Annotated in this window: 20 protein-coding genes; 19 read left to right on the top strand and 1 reads right to left on the bottom strand. The window is 61.8% G+C overall.

All coding sequences use genetic code 11. The features are described 5' to 3' along the window. The first annotated feature begins 3 nt into the window (after nt 1-3). The 3 genes from nadD (at nt 4) to rsfS (ending at nt 1,785) form a co-directional block, all read left to right on the top strand. The gene (gene nadD / locus I2E13_RS02720) at nt 4-681 is read left to right on the top strand and encodes a nicotinate-nucleotide adenylyltransferase (RefSeq protein WP_055249998.1); all 678 of its coding nucleotides are present in this window, start codon (nt 4-6) and stop codon (nt 679-681) included. 86 nt (nt 682-767) lie between these two features. Continuing rightward, a complete protein-coding gene (yqeK, locus tag I2E13_RS02715; RefSeq protein WP_197736885.1) occupies nt 768-1,301 on the top strand; it encodes a bis(5'-nucleosyl)-tetraphosphatase (symmetrical) YqeK in 534 nt (177 codons plus the stop codon). A 28-nt stretch (nt 1,302-1,329) separates the two neighbouring features. Beyond that, a complete protein-coding gene (gene rsfS / locus I2E13_RS02710; RefSeq protein ID WP_055250002.1) occupies nt 1,330-1,785 on the top strand; it encodes a ribosome silencing factor in 456 nt (151 codons plus the stop codon). Between the two features lie 98 nt (nt 1,786-1,883). Here rsfS and dinB read toward each other — a convergent pair whose 3' ends face one another. Next, on the bottom strand, nt 1,884-3,137 hold the full coding sequence (gene dinB, locus I2E13_RS02705; protein WP_195404106.1) for a DNA polymerase IV: 1,254 nt from the start codon (nt 3,135-3,137) through the stop codon (nt 1,884-1,886). 201 nt (nt 3,138-3,338) lie between these two features. Between dinB and rpsP the strand changes: the two genes are divergently transcribed. From rpsP to I2E13_RS02625, 16 genes are all read left to right on the top strand, one after another. Then, nucleotides 3,339-3,680: a 30S ribosomal protein S16 gene (gene rpsP / locus I2E13_RS02700; protein WP_022094749.1), complete on the top strand. Its 342-nt coding sequence runs from the start codon at nt 3,339-3,341 to the stop codon at nt 3,678-3,680. 42 nt (nt 3,681-3,722) lie between these two features. Next, a complete protein-coding gene (locus tag I2E13_RS02695; protein WP_171021534.1) occupies nt 3,723-3,968 on the top strand; it encodes a KH domain-containing protein in 246 nt (81 codons plus the stop codon). Nucleotides 3,969-3,972: 4 nt separating this feature from the next. Continuing rightward, entirely contained in the window at nt 3,973-4,494 is a 522-nt protein-coding gene (gene rimM / locus I2E13_RS02690; RefSeq protein ID WP_055309865.1) for a ribosome maturation factor RimM, read from the top strand. 10 nt (nt 4,495-4,504) lie between these two features. Then, entirely contained in the window at nt 4,505-5,263 is a 759-nt protein-coding gene (gene trmD / locus I2E13_RS02685) for a tRNA (guanosine(37)-N1)-methyltransferase TrmD (RefSeq protein ID WP_055250008.1), read from the top strand. A gap of 2 nt (nt 5,264-5,265) precedes the next feature. After that, nucleotides 5,266-5,829: a signal peptidase I gene (gene lepB / locus I2E13_RS02680; protein WP_055250011.1), complete on the top strand. Its 564-nt coding sequence runs from the start codon at nt 5,266-5,268 to the stop codon at nt 5,827-5,829. Between the two features lie 59 nt (nt 5,830-5,888). Beyond that, entirely contained in the window at nt 5,889-6,800 is a 912-nt protein-coding gene (locus tag I2E13_RS02675; RefSeq protein ID WP_006236091.1) for a glycine--tRNA ligase subunit alpha, read from the top strand. Between the two features lie 3 nt (nt 6,801-6,803). Then, nucleotides 6,804-8,900 carry a glycine--tRNA ligase subunit beta gene (gene glyS / locus I2E13_RS02670; protein WP_195404105.1) on the top strand — a complete coding sequence of 699 codons (2,097 nt, stop codon included), beginning with the start codon at nt 6,804-6,806 and terminating at the stop codon, nt 8,898-8,900. A 34-nt stretch (nt 8,901-8,934) separates the two neighbouring features. Continuing rightward, nucleotides 8,935-9,810: a pyruvate, water dikinase regulatory protein gene (locus I2E13_RS02665; protein ID WP_117797758.1), complete on the top strand. Its 876-nt coding sequence runs from the start codon at nt 8,935-8,937 to the stop codon at nt 9,808-9,810. A gap of 326 nt (nt 9,811-10,136) precedes the next feature. Then, nucleotides 10,137-12,887 (top strand): pyruvate, phosphate dikinase, encoded by a 2,751-nt coding sequence (gene ppdK, locus I2E13_RS02660; RefSeq protein WP_271817584.1) that lies wholly within the window; start codon nt 10,137-10,139, stop codon nt 12,885-12,887. A gap of 210 nt (nt 12,888-13,097) precedes the next feature. Next, on the top strand, nt 13,098-13,439 hold the full coding sequence (rplS, locus tag I2E13_RS02655) for a 50S ribosomal protein L19 (RefSeq protein ID WP_006236098.1): 342 nt from the start codon (nt 13,098-13,100) through the stop codon (nt 13,437-13,439). Between the two features lie 93 nt (nt 13,440-13,532). After that, the gene (locus I2E13_RS02650) at nt 13,533-14,321 is read left to right on the top strand and encodes a ribonuclease HII (protein WP_195404104.1); all 789 of its coding nucleotides are present in this window, start codon (nt 13,533-13,535) and stop codon (nt 14,319-14,321) included. Between the two features lie 189 nt (nt 14,322-14,510). Beyond that, on the top strand, nt 14,511-14,996 hold the full coding sequence (locus tag I2E13_RS02645; protein WP_117637238.1) for a YraN family protein: 486 nt from the start codon (nt 14,511-14,513) through the stop codon (nt 14,994-14,996). Continuing rightward, complete coding sequence (locus I2E13_RS02640; RefSeq protein WP_195404103.1) at nt 14,996-16,519, top strand: YifB family Mg chelatase-like AAA ATPase; 1,524 nt, start codon at nt 14,996-14,998, stop codon at nt 16,517-16,519. The genes I2E13_RS02645 and I2E13_RS02640 overlap by 1 nt, the downstream gene beginning before the upstream one ends. Further along, a complete protein-coding gene (locus I2E13_RS02635) occupies nt 16,519-17,451 on the top strand; it encodes a DNA-processing protein DprA (protein ID WP_117745984.1) in 933 nt (310 codons plus the stop codon). Before I2E13_RS02640 ends, I2E13_RS02635 begins: the two co-directional genes overlap by 1 nt. Before the next feature lie 14 nt (nt 17,452-17,465). Beyond that, nucleotides 17,466-18,803, top strand: coding sequence for a methylenetetrahydrofolate--tRNA-(uracil(54)-C(5))-methyltransferase (FADH(2)-oxidizing) TrmFO (trmFO, locus tag I2E13_RS02630; protein ID WP_195239256.1), 1,338 nt, complete (start codon nt 17,466-17,468; stop codon nt 18,801-18,803). Next, complete coding sequence (locus I2E13_RS02625) at nt 18,800-19,720, top strand: tyrosine recombinase (RefSeq protein ID WP_195404125.1); 921 nt, start codon at nt 18,800-18,802, stop codon at nt 19,718-19,720. Before trmFO ends, I2E13_RS02625 begins: the two co-directional genes overlap by 4 nt. Nucleotides 19,721-19,877 lie beyond the last annotated feature (157 nt).

Here is a 19,877-nt window from a genome sequence, read left to right as displayed (position 1 = left end):
GCCATGTCGCTGCGCGGTGGAATCGGTTTGCCCGAGCTGCCCATAAAAGAGGGCAAAGAGTTTCGGCTTGGCATTATGGGCGGCACCTTCGACCCGATTCATTACGGGCACTTGGTGACTGCCGAGCAGGCGCGCGAGTCGCTCGACTTGGACGCTGTGCTCTTTATGCCGGCCGGCTCTCCTGCCTTTAAACTCGACAAACCGGTGACGCCTGCTGAGGACCGTTATGCCATGACGGTTCTCGCCACCGCCGCGAATCCGGCTTTTTTGGCGAGCCGTTTCGAGATCGACCGTCCGGGCGTGACCTATACTGCCGATACGCTTCATGCCCTTCGCGACTTTTACCCGCCGCAGGTAAAGCTCTACTTTATTACGGGCGCCGACGCGATTATCGATATTGTGACCTGGCATGATGCCGAGCGAATCGCTGAGCTTGCTACCTTTATTGCGGCGACGCGACCGGGTTTTGATATCGATACGGCGCGTGCCCGAATCAAAGAGTCGGGGCTGCCGTTCGATGTTCGCTATATTCAGATTCCGGCGCTGGCGATCAGCTCGACGAACATTCGTAAGCGAGTTGCCCGCGGCATGAGCGTGCGCTATCTTACGAGCGAGTCTGTGCTCGGCTACATTCGCAAGCGCAGTTTGTATGTCGATCTGGGTCAAGAAGATTTTGAGTGATGGGGGCTACGTTGTCGGTTGAGGATCAGTTTGAGGGCGATGAGCGCGCGCTGCTCAAGCGCATTCAAGAGCTGCTCGATGTTCGCATGAAAGATAAGCGCAAGCGCTATGTGCATTCGCTGGGTGTTGCCGAGACCGCACTTCATCTGGCCGAGGTCTACGGCGTTGACCGCTTTGATGCCGCTGCCGCCGGCTTAATTCACGACTGGGACAAGGTGCTTTCCGATGACGAGCTCGTGGCCCGCGCGCTTCACTATGGCATCAAGGTTGCCGGCTCTCCTTCCGCCGCGACGCCGCTTTTGCATGGCCCTGTTGCCGCCTATGAGCTTCCGCAGCTTTTTCCCGAGCTGTCGCCGGCAGTCTTTCAGGCTGTCGACCGTCACACCGTGGGTGCTTGCGACATGACGCCGCTCGATATGGTGGTCTTTGTGGCAGATGCCATCGAGCCCAACCGCCACGGCGACTATGCCCATGCGCTGCGCAAGATGGTGGGGAAGTCCTCGCTCGACGAGTTGTTCTTCTCCTGTTTTGCGCAGGGTCTGGTCTATGTGATCCAGTCCGGGCGCTATCTTTATCCCACGGCTATTACGATTTACAACCATTACGCCCAGCTGCGCTAGCTCGGGTGTGTCTAGAAAGAGGTATTCCATGGCCGACGAGACCATGACTGACGAGCAGATTCTTGAAGGTGTGGAGCACAAGAGTTTCGTTGCCACGTCCGACCGCACCGCCGCCTCGCTGTCCGCGAGCGGTGTCGCCGCCGAGGATGTCGCCCGCGCCGCCGCGCAGGCCGCCTACGACAAGAAGGGCGAGGACGTGCAGGTGCTCGACCTGACCGAGCTTTCCGACGTGTGCGACTACTTTGTGCTTGCCACCGGTACCAACAACCGCCAGGTCGATTCTATCGTCGACGAGATCGAGGAGAAGGTCGCCGCGGCTTGCGGCGAGCATCCGTTCTCCATCGAGGGCCGCGAGCAGAAGACCTGGATGCTCATGGACTACGGCTCGGTCGTCGTTCACGTCTTCACTCCCGAAGCCCGCGACTTCTACCGTCTAGAAAAGCTCTGGGGTGACGCCCCCCAGCTCCCCCTCGACCTCCTCTAGTGGCTCATTTGATACGGGGCTTTTAGTTAGCCTCGCGCATTTTGCCGGGCAGTTGCGGTTTTCCGTACCTGCCCGGCTTTCTTTTTGCCCAAAGGCGGTTAATCGTTGAAGCGGGATTGGCGGCCGAAGGATAGGGCGGTGTCGCCGAACTTGTCTCGGACGGCGTCGATAGCAACCGAGAGGTCGCGTCGGTCGCTGGATTGGGCTCCGCGGTCGTCGACTTCGCAGAACAGGTCGGTCTGGATGCCGCCCTGATGGTCAAAGTCGCTCATCCCGATACCCGCCAGACGCACATGCATGCCTTCCTGCCAGATGTTGTCGAGCAGTTCGAGCGCAACCGCCACAAAGATGTTCTCATCGTCGGTCGGATGAGGCAGCCGGCGCTGTGCCGAGCGACCGCTTCCATACGAATACTTGAGCTTGAGCGTCACCGTGGCGCCCGTCAGTCCCTGACGGCGCAGGCGGCGTCCCACTGACTCGCCCAACAGCGCAATCGCCGCTTCGATGTCCCCGCGCTCAGTCAAATCTTTCGCAAAGGTGCGCTCATTGCTCACCGATTTAACCTCACGCTCTTCATCGAGACTTGTGACTTCGGAGATTTCGAGTCCCAGCGCACGCTGGCGCATGCGTTCGCCGTTGACGCCAAAAATAGAGGCCAAGGTGGATTCCGGTGCACGTGATAGCTCGCCGAGGGTGTAGATGCGCATGCGGCGCAGTCGTTCCTCGGCCGAGCGCCCGATGCCGCTCATGACAGACACTGGTAGCGCGGCCAAAAAGCGCTGTTCCGTCCCGGGGCGCACAATCGTCAATCCAAACGGCTTGTCACGCTCGCTTGCGATCTTTGCGACCGTCTTGTTGCAGCCCACGCCAATGGAGCACGTCACTCCCAGCGCTGCCACGCGGTCGCTTATACGCCGCGCAACCAGTCGCGGGTCTTCGGGCGCAAAGCGACCCGGTGTGATATCGATAAAGGCTTCGTCGATGGATACGCGCTCTACGCGCGGCGTCTCCTCGGCAAGAATCGCCATGACCTGCGCGCTCACCTCGCGGTAGCGATCAAAGTGCCCGTGCGTCCAAATGGCTTGCGGGCACAAGCGCCGCGCCTCGGCCGAGGCCATGGCAGAGTGCACGCCAAAGCGACGCGCCTCATACGAACACGTGGACACGACGCCACGCGAATCGGCGTCTCCGCCCACGATGAGCGGCTTACCGCGCCATTCGGGATGATCGAGCATCTCCACGCTCGCAAAAAACGCATCGAGGTCCATGAGGCCCACCGCCGGACCCGTCCAGGGAGGCGGCGTGACGCCCATGGCATCCTCATAACCGTATGTATGTTCGCGTATTTCCATGTCATGAGTATACCGCGCAGCTCATGTGGGGTGCGTGTATGTGCTTGCAAATCCCGAATTCTTGTCTAAGATATGGATTTGCCCTCGACTACACCGAAGAAGTTGGTCTCACGGACTTCACCTGCCCGCGTCGATGGCGTATTATGTTCAACTGTTTGTTTGTAGTTGCAGCCTAAAGCTGCTTGGTTGGAGGAGTTTCCTTTGGCAGTCAAGATTCGCCTTGCTCGTCACGGCGCTAAGAAGCGTCCGTACTACCGTGTCGTCGTCGCCGATTCCCGCGCCCCGCGTGACGGTCGTATCATCGAGGAGGTTGGCCGCTACAACCCGATGACCGCCCCCAAGACCATCAACCTCGACCTCGAGAAGATCGCCGACTGGCAGTCCAAGGGCGCTCAGCTCACCGACGCCGTCGCCGCTTTGGTCAAGGCCGCCAACGAGGGCGAGAAGACCGAGACCGTCGTCAAGAAGTCCAAGAAGCAGCTCGCCAAAGAGGCCGAGGCCGCTAAGGCTGCCGCTGAGGCCGCTGAGGGCGCCGAGGAGTAAATCGTGCCTGAGGTTGACGCTGCACAGCTCGAGGGTGAGGCAATGCTCTCAGATCGCATCGCCGATCTCGTCGAATATCTCGTTGTTCAGATCGTCGACGACCCGGATTCCGTGAGCCTTGAGGTCATTGATGGTGATGACGCCTCTACGATTGAGGTTTCTGTCGCCGAGGATGACGTCGCTAAGGTCATCGGCCGTCGTGGCCGTACCATCAAGGCCATTCGCACGCTCGCCCGTGCACTGGCCGCTCGCCTCGACACTGCTGTCGAGGTAGAGGTTCTGGGCTAGGACCTTGAGGTCCCAGTACAAAAACATCGCCCGTGTGGTCAAGCCGCACGGAAGGAAGGGGGAGGTCCTCGCGCAGCCGCTGCGGGGGCTTCCTTCTGTATTAGAGCCGGGTATGCGCGTCGCCCTGACGCCGCCGGCGCTCAAGCGCGACCGCTTTTGCACGGTCGTGTCCGTCACCGATACGGGCGATGGCGATCTGGTCTCGTTTGAGGGCATTGACGACTTGACGGCCGCCGAGGGCATCACGGGATGCTATGTGCTGGCAAATCGCGACGACTTTGAGCTCGATTCGCTCGATGCTGCCTATACCGACCTGATGGGTCGCGAGGTGGTCGACGAGCGCTTCGGTTCGCTCGGCACGATCGTCGAGATCATGTCGACGCCCGCTAACGATGTTTGGGTTGTCGAGGGCGATCGGTACGGCGAGGTACTGATTCCCGTGATCGAGCAGGTTGTGCTCGATCTTCCCGACACAGGAACAATTTCCGTCCACGTTATGGACGGCCTGATCGATATGGACAAGTAGGGAGGACAACATGCTGATCGAGACCCTTTCGGTCTTTCCCGAGATGTTTGAGCCCGTCATGTCCACATCGATTTTGGGCCGCGCCCGCAAGGCCGGCCTTTTTGATTTTAAGGCGTATAACCTGCGCGACTGGACGCACGACCGCCATCGTACCGTCGATGACGAGCCGTACGGCGGCGGGCAGGGCATGCTCATGAAGGTCGAGCCTATCGCAGAGGCCATCGAGGCCATTAGCTCCGAGGGTCCTAAGCCCACCGTGGTGTTTTTTACCCCCTGTGGCGAGCCCTTTACACAGCATGTGGCCGAGCGCCTGCTCAAAAGCGAGCGCTTGCTGTTTGTGTGCAGCCGTTACGAGGGTGTCGACGAGCGTGCCTATGCGTATGCCGACGAGCGCCTGTCGATCGGCGATTACGTGCTCACGGGCGGCGAGCTTCCCGCTATGGTCGTTGCCGATGCTGTCGTACGCCTGATTCCCGGCGCCCTTGGTGACGAGATGAGCAACGTCGACGAGTCGTTCTCGACCGCCGAGGACGGAGGCCTGCTCGAGTATGCGCAGTACACTCGCCCTGCTGAATTCAACGGCGAGGGCGTGCCGCCGGTGCTCGTGAGCGGTGACCATGCCAAGGTCGATGCCTGGCGCCGTAAGAATGCCATCGAGCGCACCTGCCGCTGGCGTCCCGACCTGATCGAGACGGCACGGCTTACGCCCCAGGAGCGCGCATACGCGCAGGAGATTCTGGACGCTTCGTATTCGCAGAGCGAGGAGTGAGAATGGTTCCATCGCAGCATTCCGCGTTGAGGGGCGCTTTTGAGTGGGTCGCGGTCATCGCGATCGCGCTCGTGGCCACCTTCCTGATCCGCACCTTTGTGGTCGAGCCCTTTGTGGTACCCACCGGCTCCATGGAGGACACGATCGAGATTGGCGACCAGATCCTGGCACAAAAGGTGAGCCTCGAGCTCGGTCAGCCCGTCAAACAGGGTGATATCGTGGTGTTCCACAACCCCGATGCCACTTCCGAGCATGATGTTCTTGTCAAGCGTGTTATTGCCACGGCCGGCCAGACGGTCGACCTGCAGGACGGCAAGGTGGTCGTTGACGGCCAAGCGCTCGACGAGGACTATACGACTGGCATGAGTTGGCCGCTTTCGGTCCAAGCGCCTGGCGCCCAGGTGAGTTATCCCTACACCGTTCCCGACGGGTGCGTGTGGGTGATGGGCGACAACCGCGAAAACTCTGCCGACTCGCGCTACTTTGGTCCCGTCGATCGCTCTGATTTGATCGCTGTGGCGCTTGTGCGCTACTGGCCGCTCAACCGCATCGGCGCTATCGACTAAAAACCGCTATAGTACAGTACCTAACCGTGTAATCGTTTCGACGAGGGGATATTAGAGGCATGAACGCTTCATCGCTTTCCTTCCAAGACATCATCCTGCGCCTCCAGCAGTACTGGGGCGAGCAGGGCTGCGTCATTATGCAGCCCTATGACTCCGAGGTCGGTGCCGGTACCTTCCATACCGCGACCACGCTGCGCTCGCTCGGTCCCGCCGAATGGCGCACCTGCTATGCGCAGCCCTGCCGCCGTCCCGCCGACGGCCGCTACGGCGAGAACCCTAACCGCATGCAGCACTACTATCAGTTCCAGGTGCTCATTAAGCCCTCTCCGGTTAATGCTCAGGAGCTTTACCTGGGGTCTCTTGCTGCCATTGGCCTGGACCCCAACGACCATGACGTCCGTTTTGTCGAGGACGACTGGGAGAGCCCGACGCTGGGCGCCTGGGGCCTTGGCTGGGAGGTCTGGCTCAACGGCATGGAGGTCACGCAGTTCACGTACTTCCAGCAGGTGGGCGGTATCGAGGTCGACCCCGTGCCCGTCGAGATCACCTATGGCCTGGAGCGTATCGCCATGTACGCTCAGGGCGTCAACTCGGTCTACGATCTGGTGTGGAGCTATCTGCCCGACGGCACGCCCATGACCTACGGCGACGTGTTCCTCGAGAACGAGCGCGAGTTCAGTGCCTATAACTTTGAGGTCGCCAACGTCGAGATGATGCGTCAGAAGTTTGACGACTACGAGGCCGAGTGCCATTCCTGCCTGGAGCGCAAGCTGCCGTTGCCGGCGTACGACTGTGTCATGAAGTGCAGCCACGCCTTCAACCTGCTCGATGCCCGCGGCGCCCTGTCCGCGGTCGAGCGTGCCAACTACATCCTGCGCGTCCGCGCCGTCGCCAAGGCGTGCTGCGAGGCCTACATGGCCGAGGTCGCCGGAGTCAACGAGAATGCCGACCAGGAAGGCGAGGTGGCGTAAGCCATGGCAGACGCTAAGGATTTCCTGTTTGAGATCGGTACGGAGGAAATGCCCTCTGCACCGCTGAACAATGCCGTCAAGCAGCTTGGTACCATGATCGCCAAGGGTCTCGACGAGGCCGGTCTGGCCCACGGCGAGGTCCGCGTGATCTCGAGCCCGCGTCGCCTGGCTGCGCTCGTTGCCGACGTTGCCACCGCGACCGATGAGGTTCACGAGGTCAAGCGTGGCCCCGCGGCAAACATCGCCTTCGACGCTGACGGTAACGCCACCAAGGCCGCCCAGGGCTTCGCCCGCAAGTGCGGTGTGGCTGCCGAGGACCTGGTCCGTCGTGAGGATACCGACGGTCGCGAGTATGTCTTTGCCGAGAAGAACATTCCCTCCGCACCGGCAACCCCGATCCTGACGGCCCTGTGCGAGAAGACCATTGCCGGCCTGCAGTGGCCCAACTACCGCTCCCAGCGCTGGGGCCACGAGCACGCGACGTTCGTGCGTCCGGTCCGCTGGATTTGCTGCCTTCTGGGCGAGGATGTTGTGCCTGTGTCATTTGCCGACGTGACGAGCGGCAACACCACGCGCGGCCATCGCGTGCTCGGCCCCGGTGACCACGTTGTCGCCAGCCCCGCCGCCTACGAGCAGGTACTCGAGGACGCCGGCGTGCTTTCTGCCGAGCGCCGTCGCGAGGCCATCCTTGCCGGTATCTCCGAGGTCGAGGCCGCTCGCCCCGGCTGCCATGTCGATACGCCCAAGAAGGTCTTTGAGGAGGTCATTAACCTCTGCGAGTGGCCGACGGTGCTCGTCGGTACTTTCGACGAGGAGTTCCTCAAGGTCCCGCACGAGATTATCTGCGAGTCCATGCTCACCAACCAGCGCTACTTCCCGATCTATGACGGCGAGGGCAAGCTGACGCGTGAGTTCGTGGTCGTCTCCAACAGCAAGCCCGAGAACGCCGAGCGCGTGATCGACGGTAACGAGCGCGTCGTGCGCGCCCGTCTGGACGACGCTAAGTTCTTCTACGAGGAGGACCTGAAGATCTCCCTCGACGAGTTCCGTGAGCGTCTGTCCAAGGTTGCCTTCCAGGAGAAGCTCGGTAGCGTGCTCGCCAAGTCCGAGCGCATCGAGCAGCTCGCGCTCGCTATCGCCCGCGAGGCTCACCTGGGCGCCCATCTTGCCGCCGACGCTGCTCGCGCCGCACACCTGTGCAAGGCAGACCTGGTGTCCAACGCCGTCGTCGAGTTCACGAGCCAGCAGGGCGTGATGGGCGGTTATTACGCGACCGCGATGGGGGAGAACGACGAGGTCGCCCATGCTATTCGCGATCACTATCGTCCCCGTTTTGCCGGTGACGAGCTGCCCGAGGGCACCGCTGGCTGCATCGTGGCCTGCGCCGACAAGCTCGATACCATCGCCGGTATCTTTGCCATCGGCGAGCCCCCGACCGGCTCCTCCGACCCCTACGCGCTGCGTCGTGCCGCTATCGGCATTATCAACATCCTGCGCGACCGTCTGCCGATCGACCCCACGTCGCTCATCGACTTTGCCCTCGAACTCTACAGTGAGCAGGGCATTGAGTTCGACGCCGCCGAGGTCGCCCAGCAGGTTCGTGACTTCTTCCATGGCCGCCTGGTGAGCATGGCCCGCGACGAAAAGATTCCGGCCGATACCGTCGCCGCCGTCTCCGCGGTGCACATCATCGCCCCGTCCGTCTTCTTCGCCCGCTGCGCCGTCCTCGACGAGGCCCGCAAGAACGACGCTGAGACGTTCGACAACCTGGCGACCGCCTATGCCCGCGCCGCGCATATCTCCAAGCCCGAGCTGGGTGCGGAGTATGACCGCAGCCTGATGGGCGAGGTCGAGCTTGCGCTCGCCGACGCCTCCGAGGCTGCTCAGACCGCCGTCGATGCCGCCCTTGCTGCCGAGGACTACTCGACCGCATTTGCCGCCCTCGCCGCCCTGCGCGCGCCCATCGACCGTTTCTTCGATGAGGTCATGGTCATGGACAAGGACGAGCAGCTTCGCGATAATCGCCTTAAGCTGCTCAACCGCTTCGAGGCCGTTTTCTCCGGCATTGCCAACATCGGTGAGCTTGCCCGCAAAAAGTAAGCCAGCCTGCGCATAAGCGCAAAAGGAGCCCCGCATGGATTGTCCGGTCACCGCTCGTCCCACCGTTATCGTTATCTCCGACTCGCTCGGCGATACCGCTTGTGAGGTGGTGCTTGCGGCGTCCGGGCAATTTGATGAAGGGGCTTTTCGCGTTTTGCGCCTGCCCAAGGTGACCTCCGTGGAGCAGGTCAAGTCATTTGTGGGGCCGCGCGTCGATGCCGACCATCGCGATGTCGCCGTGTTCCATACCATTGTCGATCCGGCGCTTCGCGCCCGCGTGCTCGATTACCTGGGTATGCTGCATATCCGTTCGGTCGACCTGATCGGCCCGACGCTTGCCGTGCTGTCGTCGCTCATCGGTGTGCCGCCCAAGTGCGTTGCGGGCGTGATTCACAAGACCGATGACCGCTATTTCCATCGTATCGAGGCCATGGAGTATTTCGTTGAGCACGATGACGGTCGTGGTTGCGACGATCTGTCGGGTGCCGATATCGTGCTGCTGGGTGTGTCGCGTACATCCAAGACGCCGCTGTCGATGTATTTAGCCTATCAGGGCTACAAGGTCGCCAATGTCCCACTGGCGCATGGCATGGAGCCGCCCAAGTCGATTTACGAGGTTGACCCGATGCACCTGTTCGGCCTGATTTCGACCGTCGACGTTATTTCTGAGATTCGCGATAGCCGCTTGGGCGATGACTACGCCCGTGCCGTTGCCGGCTCCTATGCCGAGCCTGAGAGCGTGCGCAGCGAGCTTGAGGAAGCTCGTGCCCTCATGAAGCGCTTAGGCTGCTTTGTTGTGCGTACCGACGGCAAAGCCATCGAGGAAAGCGCTGCCGAGATCATTGCTCACCTCGAAGAGATTCAAGAGGCAAGAGCCCGCCGTGCCGCCCGCCGCGCTCAACAAAAGTAGCTCACTTGGGACAAGGTTGTTTGGGTAGCTAATTTGGGACGGGGCTCTTTTAGCTAACCAAAGAGAATACTTGGAAATAATGCTGATAAATGGTAAAGCGATTTAGCAAATACATCGCATCCGACCTGCACTTTCCTTGTAGTGGTATCTTCATAAGGTAGCCACCTTTACCTACCGTTTACCGCCGGTTTTAGCACGTTTACCAAACCGCGCACCCTCTGCTCAAGCCTGTCCAAAACCCGCCGTATAGTTCCCTCACGGCCCGCATCCGGCGGGTCGATTCGTTACCACGGTCGTGCGCGCAAGCGCATGGAAGGGGAAGTATCGTGAGCGATTGCAAGAGGGTTTACCGTTTTGGAACCGACGCCCAGGGCACCTGTGTCACTGAGGGCGACAAATCCATGAACTTCGTGCTTGGCGGCAAAGGCGCAAACCTTGCCGAGATGAGCCGCATCGGTCTGCCGGTTCCCGGTGGCTTTACCATTACCTGCCAGACCTGTGTCGAGTACTCCGGTGCCGGCAACGTCTGGCCCGAAGGCGCACTCGATGAGATCGTTGCCGCCGAGGCGGACCTCGAGGCCCGTTGCGGCAAGAAACTCGGCGATGCCTCCGATCCGCTGCTCGTGTCGGTTCGCTCGGGCGCTCCGTTCTCCATGCCCGGCATGATGGACACGGTCCTCAACCTGGGCCTCAACGACGATTCCGTCCAGGGCCTTATCGCGCAGACGCAGAACCCGCGCTTTGCCTGGGACAGCTACCGTCGCTTTATCCAGATGTTCTCCAACGTCGTCATGGGCGTCGACGCCGACCTATTCGAGAACGCCCTGACCCAGGCCCGCCTGGTCGCCGGCGTTCGCGTCGATTCCGATCTTTCGGCCGAGGACCTGCAGGAGCTCGTCGAGACTTTTAAGGGCATTTTCTCCGATAACGTCGAGGCCGCCCTGTACCCCGAGCTCGAGGTCGCCGACGGTAAGCACGTCTTCCCGCACGATCCGGAGCTCCAGCTGCGCCTTGCCATCCAGGCCGTCTTTGGCAGCTGGATGAACGAGCGCGCCTGCATCTACCGCAAGCAGCACGGCATTTCCGACGAGCTCGGCACCGCCGTCAACGTCCAGGCCATGGCCTTTGGCAACAAGGGCGAGACCTCTGCGACCGGCGTCGCCTTTACGCGCAACCCGGCCGACGGCACCAAGGAGTTCTATGGCGACTTTTTGGTGAATGCCCAGGGCGAGGACGTCGTCGCCGGCATCAGAAACACCGAGCCCATCGCCGACCTCAAGACCACCTCGGGCCTCGAGTCCGCAGGCGAGGAGCTCGAGCGCGTGTTCCTGACGCTCGAGGATCACTATCGCGATATGTGCGATATCGAGTTCACCATCGAGCAGGGCAAGCTCTGGATGCTCCAGACCCGCGTGGGCAAGCGCACCGCCACTGCCGCCCTGCGCATTGCTATCGAAATGGTCGAGGAGGGCCTCATCACCCGCGAGGAGGCCGTGAGCCGCATCGACCCCGCACAGCTCGATCAGCTCCTGCACCCGCAGTTCGACGCCTCCAAGAAGTACGAGGCCCTGGCCAGCGGCCTTAACGCCAGCCCCGGTGCCGCCGTGGGCGAGGTCGTGTTCTCGAGTGATGACGCCGTCGCGCGCGCCAACGAGGGTCACAAGGTCATTCTGGTTCGTTGGGAGACCAACCCCGACGACCTGAAGGGCATGGTCGCCGCCGAGGGCATCCTGACCAGCCACGGTGGCAAGACGAGCCATGCCGCCGTTATCGCCCGCGGCATGGGTACGCCCTGTGTCTGCGGCGTTGAGCGCTTCCACATCGACGCCGCCGAGAAGGTCGTGCGTATCGAGGGCATCGACCGCGTGCTGCGCGAGGGCGATGTCATTTCCATCGACGGTACCCAGGGTATCGTCGTCGACGGCGCCGTTGATCTGGTCTCGGCCGAGCTCACCGGCGATCTGGACACTATCCTGTCCTGGGCCGATGAGATTCGTCTGGACGAGACCTGTGGCCATGCCAACCATGTGCGCGTCAACGCCGACAATCCCGAGGATGCCGAGCTCGCACTCGAGTTTGGCGCCGAGGCTATTGGCCTGTGCCGCACCGAGCACATGTTCCTAGGCGACCGTAAGAACATCATCCAGAGCTTTATCCTGTCTGACGATGAGGCCGTGAAGCAGCAGGCCCTGGCCGACCTGCTCAAGGTTCAGACCGAGGACTTCCTGGCGATGTTCAAGACCATGTCCGGTTGCGATGTGGTCGTCCGCCTGCTCGATCCGCCGCTTCATGAGTTCCTGGATAATCCTCGCGACCTCGAGGTCGCCATCACCAAGAAGGAAGCCGCTGGCGTCAGCGAGGAAGAGCTTGCCGTCCTGCGCGCCCGCCTGCGTCGCATTGACGGCATGGTCGAGTCCAACCCGATGCTCGGCCTGCGCGGCGTGCGCCTGTCCGTCGTCTTTGGCGATCTGCCGCTCATGCAGGTCCGCGCTGTGGCCACGGCTGCTGCCCGCCTTATCAAGGATGGTGTCGACCCGCGCCCCGAGATCATGGTTCCGCTCGTTTCCATCACGGCTGAGCATGTCCAGACCCGCGAGGTCATCGAGCGCGTGATCGCAGAGGTTTCCGCCGAGGAAGGCGTCGAGCTCAATATTCCCGTGGGCACGATGCTCGAGCTGCCGCGTGCCTGCATGGTCGCTGACGAGATCGCCCATCATGCCGACTTCTTCTGCTTTGGCACCAACGACCTCACGCAGACGACCTTCGGCTTCTCTCGTGACGATGCCGAGGCCAAGTTCATCCCGCTGTACATGCACAAGAAGATCCTGAAGGACAATCCCTTCGAGACTATCGACACGGCGGTGCTGGAGCTCGTGCGCTTGGCCGTCGAGAAGGGCCGCGCCACCAATCCCGACATGCACTTTGGCGTGTGCGGCGAGCACGGCGGCGACCCCAAGTCCATCAAGGGCCTGTTTAACGTGGCCAACGTGGACTACGTGTCCTGCTCGCCCTATCGCGTGCCCCTCGCGCGCCTGGCTGCCGCTCAGGCCAAGCTCGAGGCCAAGCGCAGCGCCTAGCCCCCTGCGCATCGACGCCTAGCGTAGCGCCCCTTCATACCGCCCGTCTCATTCGTGAGGCGGGCGGTTATCATGTGCGGGTTTTGTCTTTTTGTCTGCGTAAAAAATTGTTCTTGCAGCAGAAACCCGCGCGTGTATACTCAAATACGTTTGTTCAACTACGTGCCGGCCAGGGTGGTACGGCACCTCTAGAAGAGTAAGGAATTGCACATGGATTACATCCGCGCAATCGAGCGTCAGCAGATCCGCGAGGACATTCCTCAGGTTCGCGTCGCCGACAACGTCAAGGTTCACTACCGCATTAAGGAAGGCGACCGCGAGCGCATCCAGGTCTTCCAGGGCGACGTCATCCGCATGGCCGGCGCCGGTGCCCGCGAGACCTTCACCGTCCGCAAGATGTCCTTCGGTGTCGGTGTTGAGCGTACCTTCCCGCTTCACAGCCCCAAGATCGCCAAGCTCGAGGTCGTTCGTCATGGTCGCGTCCGTCGCGCCAAGCTGTACTACCTCCGCGACAAGGTGGGCAAGGCTGCTCGCATCCCCGAGAAGCGCTAAGAAGATCGCAGCGTCTGTCCACTCGTTTGGACACAAGGGTCACCTTCGGGTGGCCCTTCTTTTTATCTGATTTGCATGCAAGGAGGGCCTGGTATGGCCAATATGACGAGCTCGGTTTCGGCATCGGAGGTTGCCGGTGAGTTGGCGAGCGCTACGTTTGAGGAGATCCCCGCCCTCGTGGAGCATTATCGCGAGGACCCGCGCCAGCAGGTGATCAAGGCTTGCGAGCGTGCTCTTAAGCGCCATGCCAAGGAACTTGCCGAGCGCGAGCGCGTCAATGACATGTACGAGCTTATGCATGAGCTTGGCGGCGATGGGGTAGTCGTTGGTGTCGACGAGGTGGGTCGCGGATCGGTGGCCGGTCCTTTGACGGTATGCGCCGTCTGCCTTCCTATGGAGCCGCGCGTCTGGGGCATCAACGATTCCAAAAAGCTCACGCCCGCGCGCCGCGAGTTGCTCTCAGTGAAGATTGCCGAGGTGGCGACGGCGATCGGTTTTTGCCATATCGCGCCGAAGGATATCGATGAAATGGGCATGGCCCGTGCTATCCGTACCGCCGTTGCGGGCGCCGTGGCCGATACGGGACTTGAGCCCGACTGCGTCCTCATGGATGGTAACCCCTTGGGCGCCGTTCCTAACGAGCGCGATGTGGTGAAGGGCGATGCCAAAATCGCCTGCATCGCCGCGGCGTCCATCATGGCCAAGGTCACGCGTGACGAGATGATGGTCGAGTACGACGCCGAGTATCCCGAGTACCATCTGGCCGAGTCGAAGGGCTATGCAAGCCCCGAGCATATCGAGGCCATTCGCAAACATGGACTTTGTCCACTGCACCGCGTGAGCTTTTGCGGAAACTTTCTGCAGACTGAGCGCCTTTTCTAGGTCAATTGTGGAGACAGGGACCTCTGGGGTTTTATAAACCTGCTGGTGGCGGGCCGTATGCAACACCATTGCTGCGTACGGCCCGTTTTTTGACGGCATTTGGTCAGCTTTTGGTTTGCTTCCGGTACTTACCCGCACGAAAGGTGCCCTCATCATCGGGGCAATGCAGCGTGCGGGAAAGGAGACCCCATGAGTGCCGCAAGCAAAAAGAGCAAGACGCAGCAGCTCAAGGAGCGTTGGGAAAACGGCGAGCTCGACTGCGGGGCGATGACGCCTGAGTTTATCAAGGGACTCAGTCCCCGCGAGCTGGGCATGCTGGGCGAGCTGATCACCATCGACTACTTTAACGAGCGCGGCTACACCTTGCTGGAGCAGGGTTATCGTTGCTCCGAGGGCGAGGCCGATCTGGTGCTGCTCGATGAACTCGACGATGTCGTGGTGATGGCCGAGGTCAAGACCAGACGCGTCGCACTGGATTGCAGCACGCGGGTCTTTCCCGAGGAGGCCGTGGACGCCCAAAAGCAACGCCGCTACCGCCGCATCGCAAGTTGCTATCTCATGGAGCATTATCCGCTCAAGGCGATTCGCTTCGATGCCGTGGGTGTCACCATTCGTGGCGGGCATATCGCCGAGATCGAGCATCAGTACAACGCGTTCGATTGGCAGGTGTCGTGATGGCGTTCGAGACGTTTGCCGTTCACGCGGCCTGCATCCGTGGCGTCGAGGCGATTCACGTCACGGTCGAGGTCTCGCTTGCCGGTGGTGTTCCGGGCATCCAAATGCTCGGCATTCCGAGTATGGAGGTGATGGAGTCACGCGGTCGTATTCGCTGCGCGATGCGCTCCGCCGGGTTCGAGATCCCACGCTCGGGCATTACGGTCAACCTAGCGCCCGGCGATATTCGCAAGACCGGTAGCGGCTTTGATCTGCCCATCGCCATCGCGGTTCTGGCGGCCGATGGGCAGATTCCCCGTGACAACCTCGATCGCTGCCTTATCGCCGGCGAGCTCGGCTTGGACGGTACGGTGCTTCCCGTCAAGGGCGAGGTGGCGTTTCAGCTATTGGCGCGTGATATGGGGCTGTCCTTTATCGCCGGCAGGTCAGACCAGCATGTGCCGCTCGCGGGCGTGGATTGTGGATTCATCGATCATTTGTCTCAGCTTGCCCATGGCATGGGCGAGGCGGCTCGGCACTATCTGGATTCCGAGGGCGTCGAGGCGACCTTTGAGCCTGAGCTCGACTATGCCGACGTGCTGGGGCAGGAAGTCGCTAAACGCGGCATGGCGCTTGCGGCGGCAGGAGAACTCGGCTTGCTCATGATCGGGTCCCCGGGATCGGGCAAGACGATGCTCGCGCGTCGTATGACCGGCATCCTGCCCGAGCTTTCCGTTGAGGATCAACAGGAGGCGCTGTGCATCCATTCGGTTTTGGGTGAGAACATTGATGGCTTGTTGGCGGGGCACCGGCCCTTCCGCAGTCCCCATCACAGTATTTCGACCGCAGGTCTTATCGGCGGTGGGCGCCCGGTGCACCCGGGTGAGATCAGCCTTGCTCATGGCGGCGTGCTCTTTTTGGACGAGCTTGCCGAGTTTCCCACTGGCGTGCTGCAGACGCTGCGTCAGCCCATCGAGCGCGGCTACGTGAGGATCGTACGCGTCGACGGGGCTTTTACCTTCCCGTCGCGCTTTCAGCTGCTGGCTGCGAGCAATCCCTGCCCCTGCGGCTTTTTGGGCGATCGCGAGGTGCCGTGTCGCTGCTCGGCGGCGATGGTCGAGCGCTATCGGTCTAAACTGCGCGGTCCTTTGGCCGACCGTATCGACATGATGATCGATGTGACCCGTCCCGACCCTCAAGTGATTATCGAGGGTGCGGAGGGCATGTCGTCGGCCGAGTTACGTGACTACGTTGTGCGCGGTCGCGCCTTTCGCGCTTGGCGCGAATCCCGCATGGACGATGCGGATGCCGAGGCCGAGGATGACGAGACTCGGTCCATTGACGGCGTCGTTTCGACCTTTGAGCTCGATGATGCGGCGGAGAAGTGTGTGCTCGGCCTGTCGAAGCGCACGCATCTCACAGGGCGTGGCATCGTGCGCCTTGTTCGCATTGCGCGCACGATCGCAGATGTCGCCGAGAGCGAGCAGGTGACGCAGGACCACGTGCTCGAGGCGGCGATGTACCAGGGAAGGAGGGACCAATGATGGCTGAGGGGACCTTCGAGCTGCATCCAGGTGACGCGTTGTATCCCGAGACCGTTTTGGAGCTTTCTGATGTACCTCAGACGCTCTATGTGCGCGGCAACCCCGAGGCGCTTTCGACGCCCGCGCTCTCCATCATCGGTGCGCGAAAGGCCTCGCCGTATGGTCTTGCCGTGGCAGAGCTTGCGGCGAAGGTGGCGGTTGAGGCGGGAGTGACGGTAGTTTCGGGCGGTGCAGTCGGTTGTGACCAGGCCTCGGGTTGGGCTGCGGTCAACGCCGGCGGCAAACACGTCGTGGTGCTGGGGACGGGCGCCGACGTGGTCTACCCGCGTTCGAGCGCGGGGCTTATTACGCGCACGCTCGATACGGGCGGCGCGGTCGTGTCGATCTCTCCGTGGGGCATGGGTCCGCGCAAGTTTGCCTTTCCGCGTCGCAATCGCGTGATCGCGGCCCTGTCGCAAGCCCTCTTTGTATCCGAGGCGGGTATGCCTTCCGGGACGTTTTCTACAGCCGAGGCTGCTATGGATTTGGGGCGCGAACTTCTTGCCGTGCCGGGGTCGATCCTATCGCCCGAGTCGCGTGGCACGAATTACCTCATTGCGAACGGTGCCTGCTGCATTGTCGACGAGGAGTCCATCGAGATGGCTATCTCTCGCATATACGGCACCCTGCGCTACTCGCGCCCCGATGCTCCCGGCATTGCCGACCTGAATCCAACACAGCAGACCGTGATGCATGCGCTCATCGCCTCTCCGCTCAAGGTCGACGACATCGCGGCGCTCGTCTCACTCGATGCTGTCGGCGTACTCAAACTCTTGGGTTCGCTTGAACTCGAGGGCCTTATCGAGCGCATGATGGATGGAAGGTATGCGCCCTCCAAGTTTGCCCTTCACGCCCAGACGCCCTTCGGTCACAATGGAAAACGTGTCAATTAGAAAGGTGTTTGCAGATGCAGTTCGATCAGGTGACGGTTATCGGTGGCGGTCTGGCGGGTTCGGAATGCGCGATCCAGCTGGCAGACCGCGGGTTTGCCGTAAAGCTGTGCGAGATGCGCCCCCAGGTGAGCTCCCCGGCTCACCATACCGATCACCTGGCAGAGCTCGTCTGCTCCAATTCGTTTAAGTCGACCCGTCCGGATTCCGCGGCTGGTTTGCTGAAGGCCGAGCTTGAGCGCATGGGTTCAGTCCTGCTCGACTGCGCCCATCGCGCTGCTGTTCCCGCTGGTGGCGCCCTGGCGGTCGACCGTGTTACATTCTCCGAGCTCGTCGAGGCTGAGGTTGCCGCCCGCCCCAATATCGAGGTCGTTCACGGCGAGGTCACCCAGATCCCCGAGGGCCACGTGGTCATTGCCGCGGGCCCGCTGTGTTCACCGGCGCTGAGCGAAGAGGTCATGAAGCTCGTCGGTGGCGACGCCCTTGCGTTCTTCGATGCCGCGGCGCCGATCGTCGATGCCTCCACGCTCGATATGGACGTGCTGTTTTCGCAGTCGCGCTACGAGGAGCAGGGGAGCGGCGACTATCTCAACGCTCCGCTCAACAAGGAGGAGTACGAGGCCTTTATCGAGGCGCTCACCACGGCCGACCGCGTGGTGCTCAAGGACTTTGAGGGCGGCGATCTGTTCCAGGCCTGCCAGCCTGCCGAGGAGGTTGCGCGCACCGGCAAGGACGCCATTCGCTTTGGCGCCATGAAGCCCGTCGGCCTCACCGACCCGCGTACCGGACGTCGCCCTTGGGCGGCGATTCAGCTGCGTGCCGAGAACAAGGAGAAGACCGCCTATAACCTGGTGGGCTTCCAGACCAACCTGACCTTTGGCGAGCAGAAGCGCGTCTTCCATATGGTGCCGGGCCTGGAGAACGCTGAGTTCTTCCGCTACGGTGTCATGCACCGCAATACCTTTGTCGACGCCCCGCACGTGCTCGATGGCACCTTTGCCGTGCCCGGTACCGGCGTGCGCCTGGCCGGTCAGATCACCGGCACCGAGGGGTACATGGAAGCCGTGGCGACCGGTCTGCTCGCGGCGCTCAACACCTATGCAGAGGCTATCGGCGCCGATTCCGTCGAGTTGCCCCGCGTGGGCGCCCTGGGTGCGCTCGTGGGCTATGCGACCGATCCTGCCACCGTGGGCTATCAGCCCATGCATGTCAACTTTGGCCTGGTGCCGCCGCTCGAGGACGGTAAGCGCCGCAGCAAGCGCGACCGCTATCAGGCCTATGCGGACCGTGCGCTCGAGGCCCTCGATGCCTACTTGGCCACGCGTTCCGACTTGTTTGGAGGCGACCGGTCATAGCCTTTGACCTGTACGACACCGTCGACTCTTTTATCGCCTATATCGCACGCGTTGAGGGGCTTTCTCCCAACACGGTGACGGCCTATGGCTCGAGACTGGAGCGCTTTGCTGCCTGGTGCGAGCGCGAGGATATTGATGCTTTCGCTGCCGACGTGCGCACCATTCGTCGCTATCTTGCCGAGCTTTCGCGTGAGCAGGTGGCTCCCCGAACGCTTGCGGCGCACCTGTCGGCTATCCGATCTCTCTATCGCTGGATGGCTGCCGAGGGGATTGTCGAGGGCGATGCGGTCTCGGCGATCGCGTCGCCCAAGCTGCCGCGTGACCTGCCGGGCGTCCTTACGACCCAGCAGGTCGAGGCGCTGCTCAAGACGCCTGATACCTCAACACCCGCGGGACTGCGCGATGCGGCGATGCTCGAGTTGCTCTATGCCTCGGGTGCCCGCATCTCAGAGCTTGCGGCGCTCAATGTGGAATCCATCTCATGGTCCGAGCGCACGCTGCGCCTGTGGGGCAAGGGGAGCAAGGAGCGTATCGTCCCTCTGTATCGTCGTGCGCTCGATGCGACGCGTCTCTATATTGAAGAGGGGAGGCCGGAGTTGCTCGCTCGGGCAAAGCGCCGCGACCTCGCTACCGGGCCGCATCCGCTGCTTATATCGGCGCGCGGCAATCGCATGAGCGCCGCGATGCTTCGGCGGCGGTTCCATACGCTGGCGACGCTCGCCGGCATTCCGGCTGACATCGCCCCGCATGCGATGCGCCATACCTTTGCGACCGACTTGCTCGAGGGCGGTGCGGACCTGCGCTCGGTTCAAGAGCTGCTAGGTCATGCGAGCCTGTCCACGACGCAGATCTACACGCATCTCACACCCGATCGGCTTAAACGTGCCGTGGCTCAAGCCCATCCCCGCGGCGAATAGTGGCTGGGACGTCCCGCGCCGCACTCAGGTGTGTGGTTTTGATTGCGGGTTGGCAGGAAGAGGCATTCCTGCTATCATTCATCGGGTTGCTTCACGGCAACATGTTTTTATCACGCACGCGCGGCTACTTCATACCGTGGTGCCCGGGCTTTGGTAG

It is taken from the genome of Collinsella aerofaciens (assembly GCF_015554145.1).
GTDB classification, from domain to species: domain Bacteria; phylum Actinomycetota; class Coriobacteriia; order Coriobacteriales; family Coriobacteriaceae; genus Collinsella; species Collinsella aerofaciens_AA.
The sequence above is the reverse complement of the archived record's forward strand: the minus strand, read 5'-3'. Positions and strand labels throughout refer to the sequence as shown.

Excerpts from the sequence above, each read along its gene's own strand:
- nadD (WP_055249998.1), top strand. The coding sequence starts at position 4 with ATGTCGCTGCGCGGTGGAATCGGTTTGCCCGAGCTGCCCATAAAAGAG.
- yqeK (WP_197736885.1), top strand. The coding sequence starts at position 768 with ATGAAAGATAAGCGCAAGCGCTATGTGCATTCGCTGGGTGTTGCCGAG.
- rsfS (WP_055250002.1), top strand. The coding sequence starts at position 1,330 with ATGGCCGACGAGACCATGACTGACGAGCAGATTCTTGAAGGTGTGGAG.
- dinB (WP_195404106.1), bottom strand. The coding sequence starts at position 3,137 with ATGGAAATACGCGAACATACATACGGTTATGAGGATGCCATGGGCGTC.
- I2E13_RS02695 (WP_171021534.1), top strand. The coding sequence starts at position 3,723 with ATGCTCTCAGATCGCATCGCCGATCTCGTCGAATATCTCGTTGTTCAG.
- trmD (WP_055250008.1), top strand. The coding sequence starts at position 4,505 with ATGCTGATCGAGACCCTTTCGGTCTTTCCCGAGATGTTTGAGCCCGTC.
- lepB (WP_055250011.1), top strand. The coding sequence starts at position 5,266 with ATGGTTCCATCGCAGCATTCCGCGTTGAGGGGCGCTTTTGAGTGGGTC.
- I2E13_RS02675 (WP_006236091.1), top strand. The coding sequence starts at position 5,889 with ATGAACGCTTCATCGCTTTCCTTCCAAGACATCATCCTGCGCCTCCAG.
- glyS (WP_195404105.1), top strand. The coding sequence starts at position 6,804 with ATGGCAGACGCTAAGGATTTCCTGTTTGAGATCGGTACGGAGGAAATG.
- I2E13_RS02665 (WP_117797758.1), top strand. The coding sequence starts at position 8,935 with ATGGATTGTCCGGTCACCGCTCGTCCCACCGTTATCGTTATCTCCGAC.
- rplS (WP_006236098.1), top strand. The coding sequence starts at position 13,098 with ATGGATTACATCCGCGCAATCGAGCGTCAGCAGATCCGCGAGGACATT.
- I2E13_RS02650 (WP_195404104.1), top strand. The coding sequence starts at position 13,533 with ATGGCCAATATGACGAGCTCGGTTTCGGCATCGGAGGTTGCCGGTGAG.
- I2E13_RS02645 (WP_117637238.1), top strand. The coding sequence starts at position 14,511 with ATGAGTGCCGCAAGCAAAAAGAGCAAGACGCAGCAGCTCAAGGAGCGT.
- I2E13_RS02640 (WP_195404103.1), top strand. The coding sequence starts at position 14,996 with ATGGCGTTCGAGACGTTTGCCGTTCACGCGGCCTGCATCCGTGGCGTC.
- I2E13_RS02635 (WP_117745984.1), top strand. The coding sequence starts at position 16,519 with ATGGCTGAGGGGACCTTCGAGCTGCATCCAGGTGACGCGTTGTATCCC.
- trmFO (WP_195239256.1), top strand. The coding sequence starts at position 17,466 with ATGCAGTTCGATCAGGTGACGGTTATCGGTGGCGGTCTGGCGGGTTCG.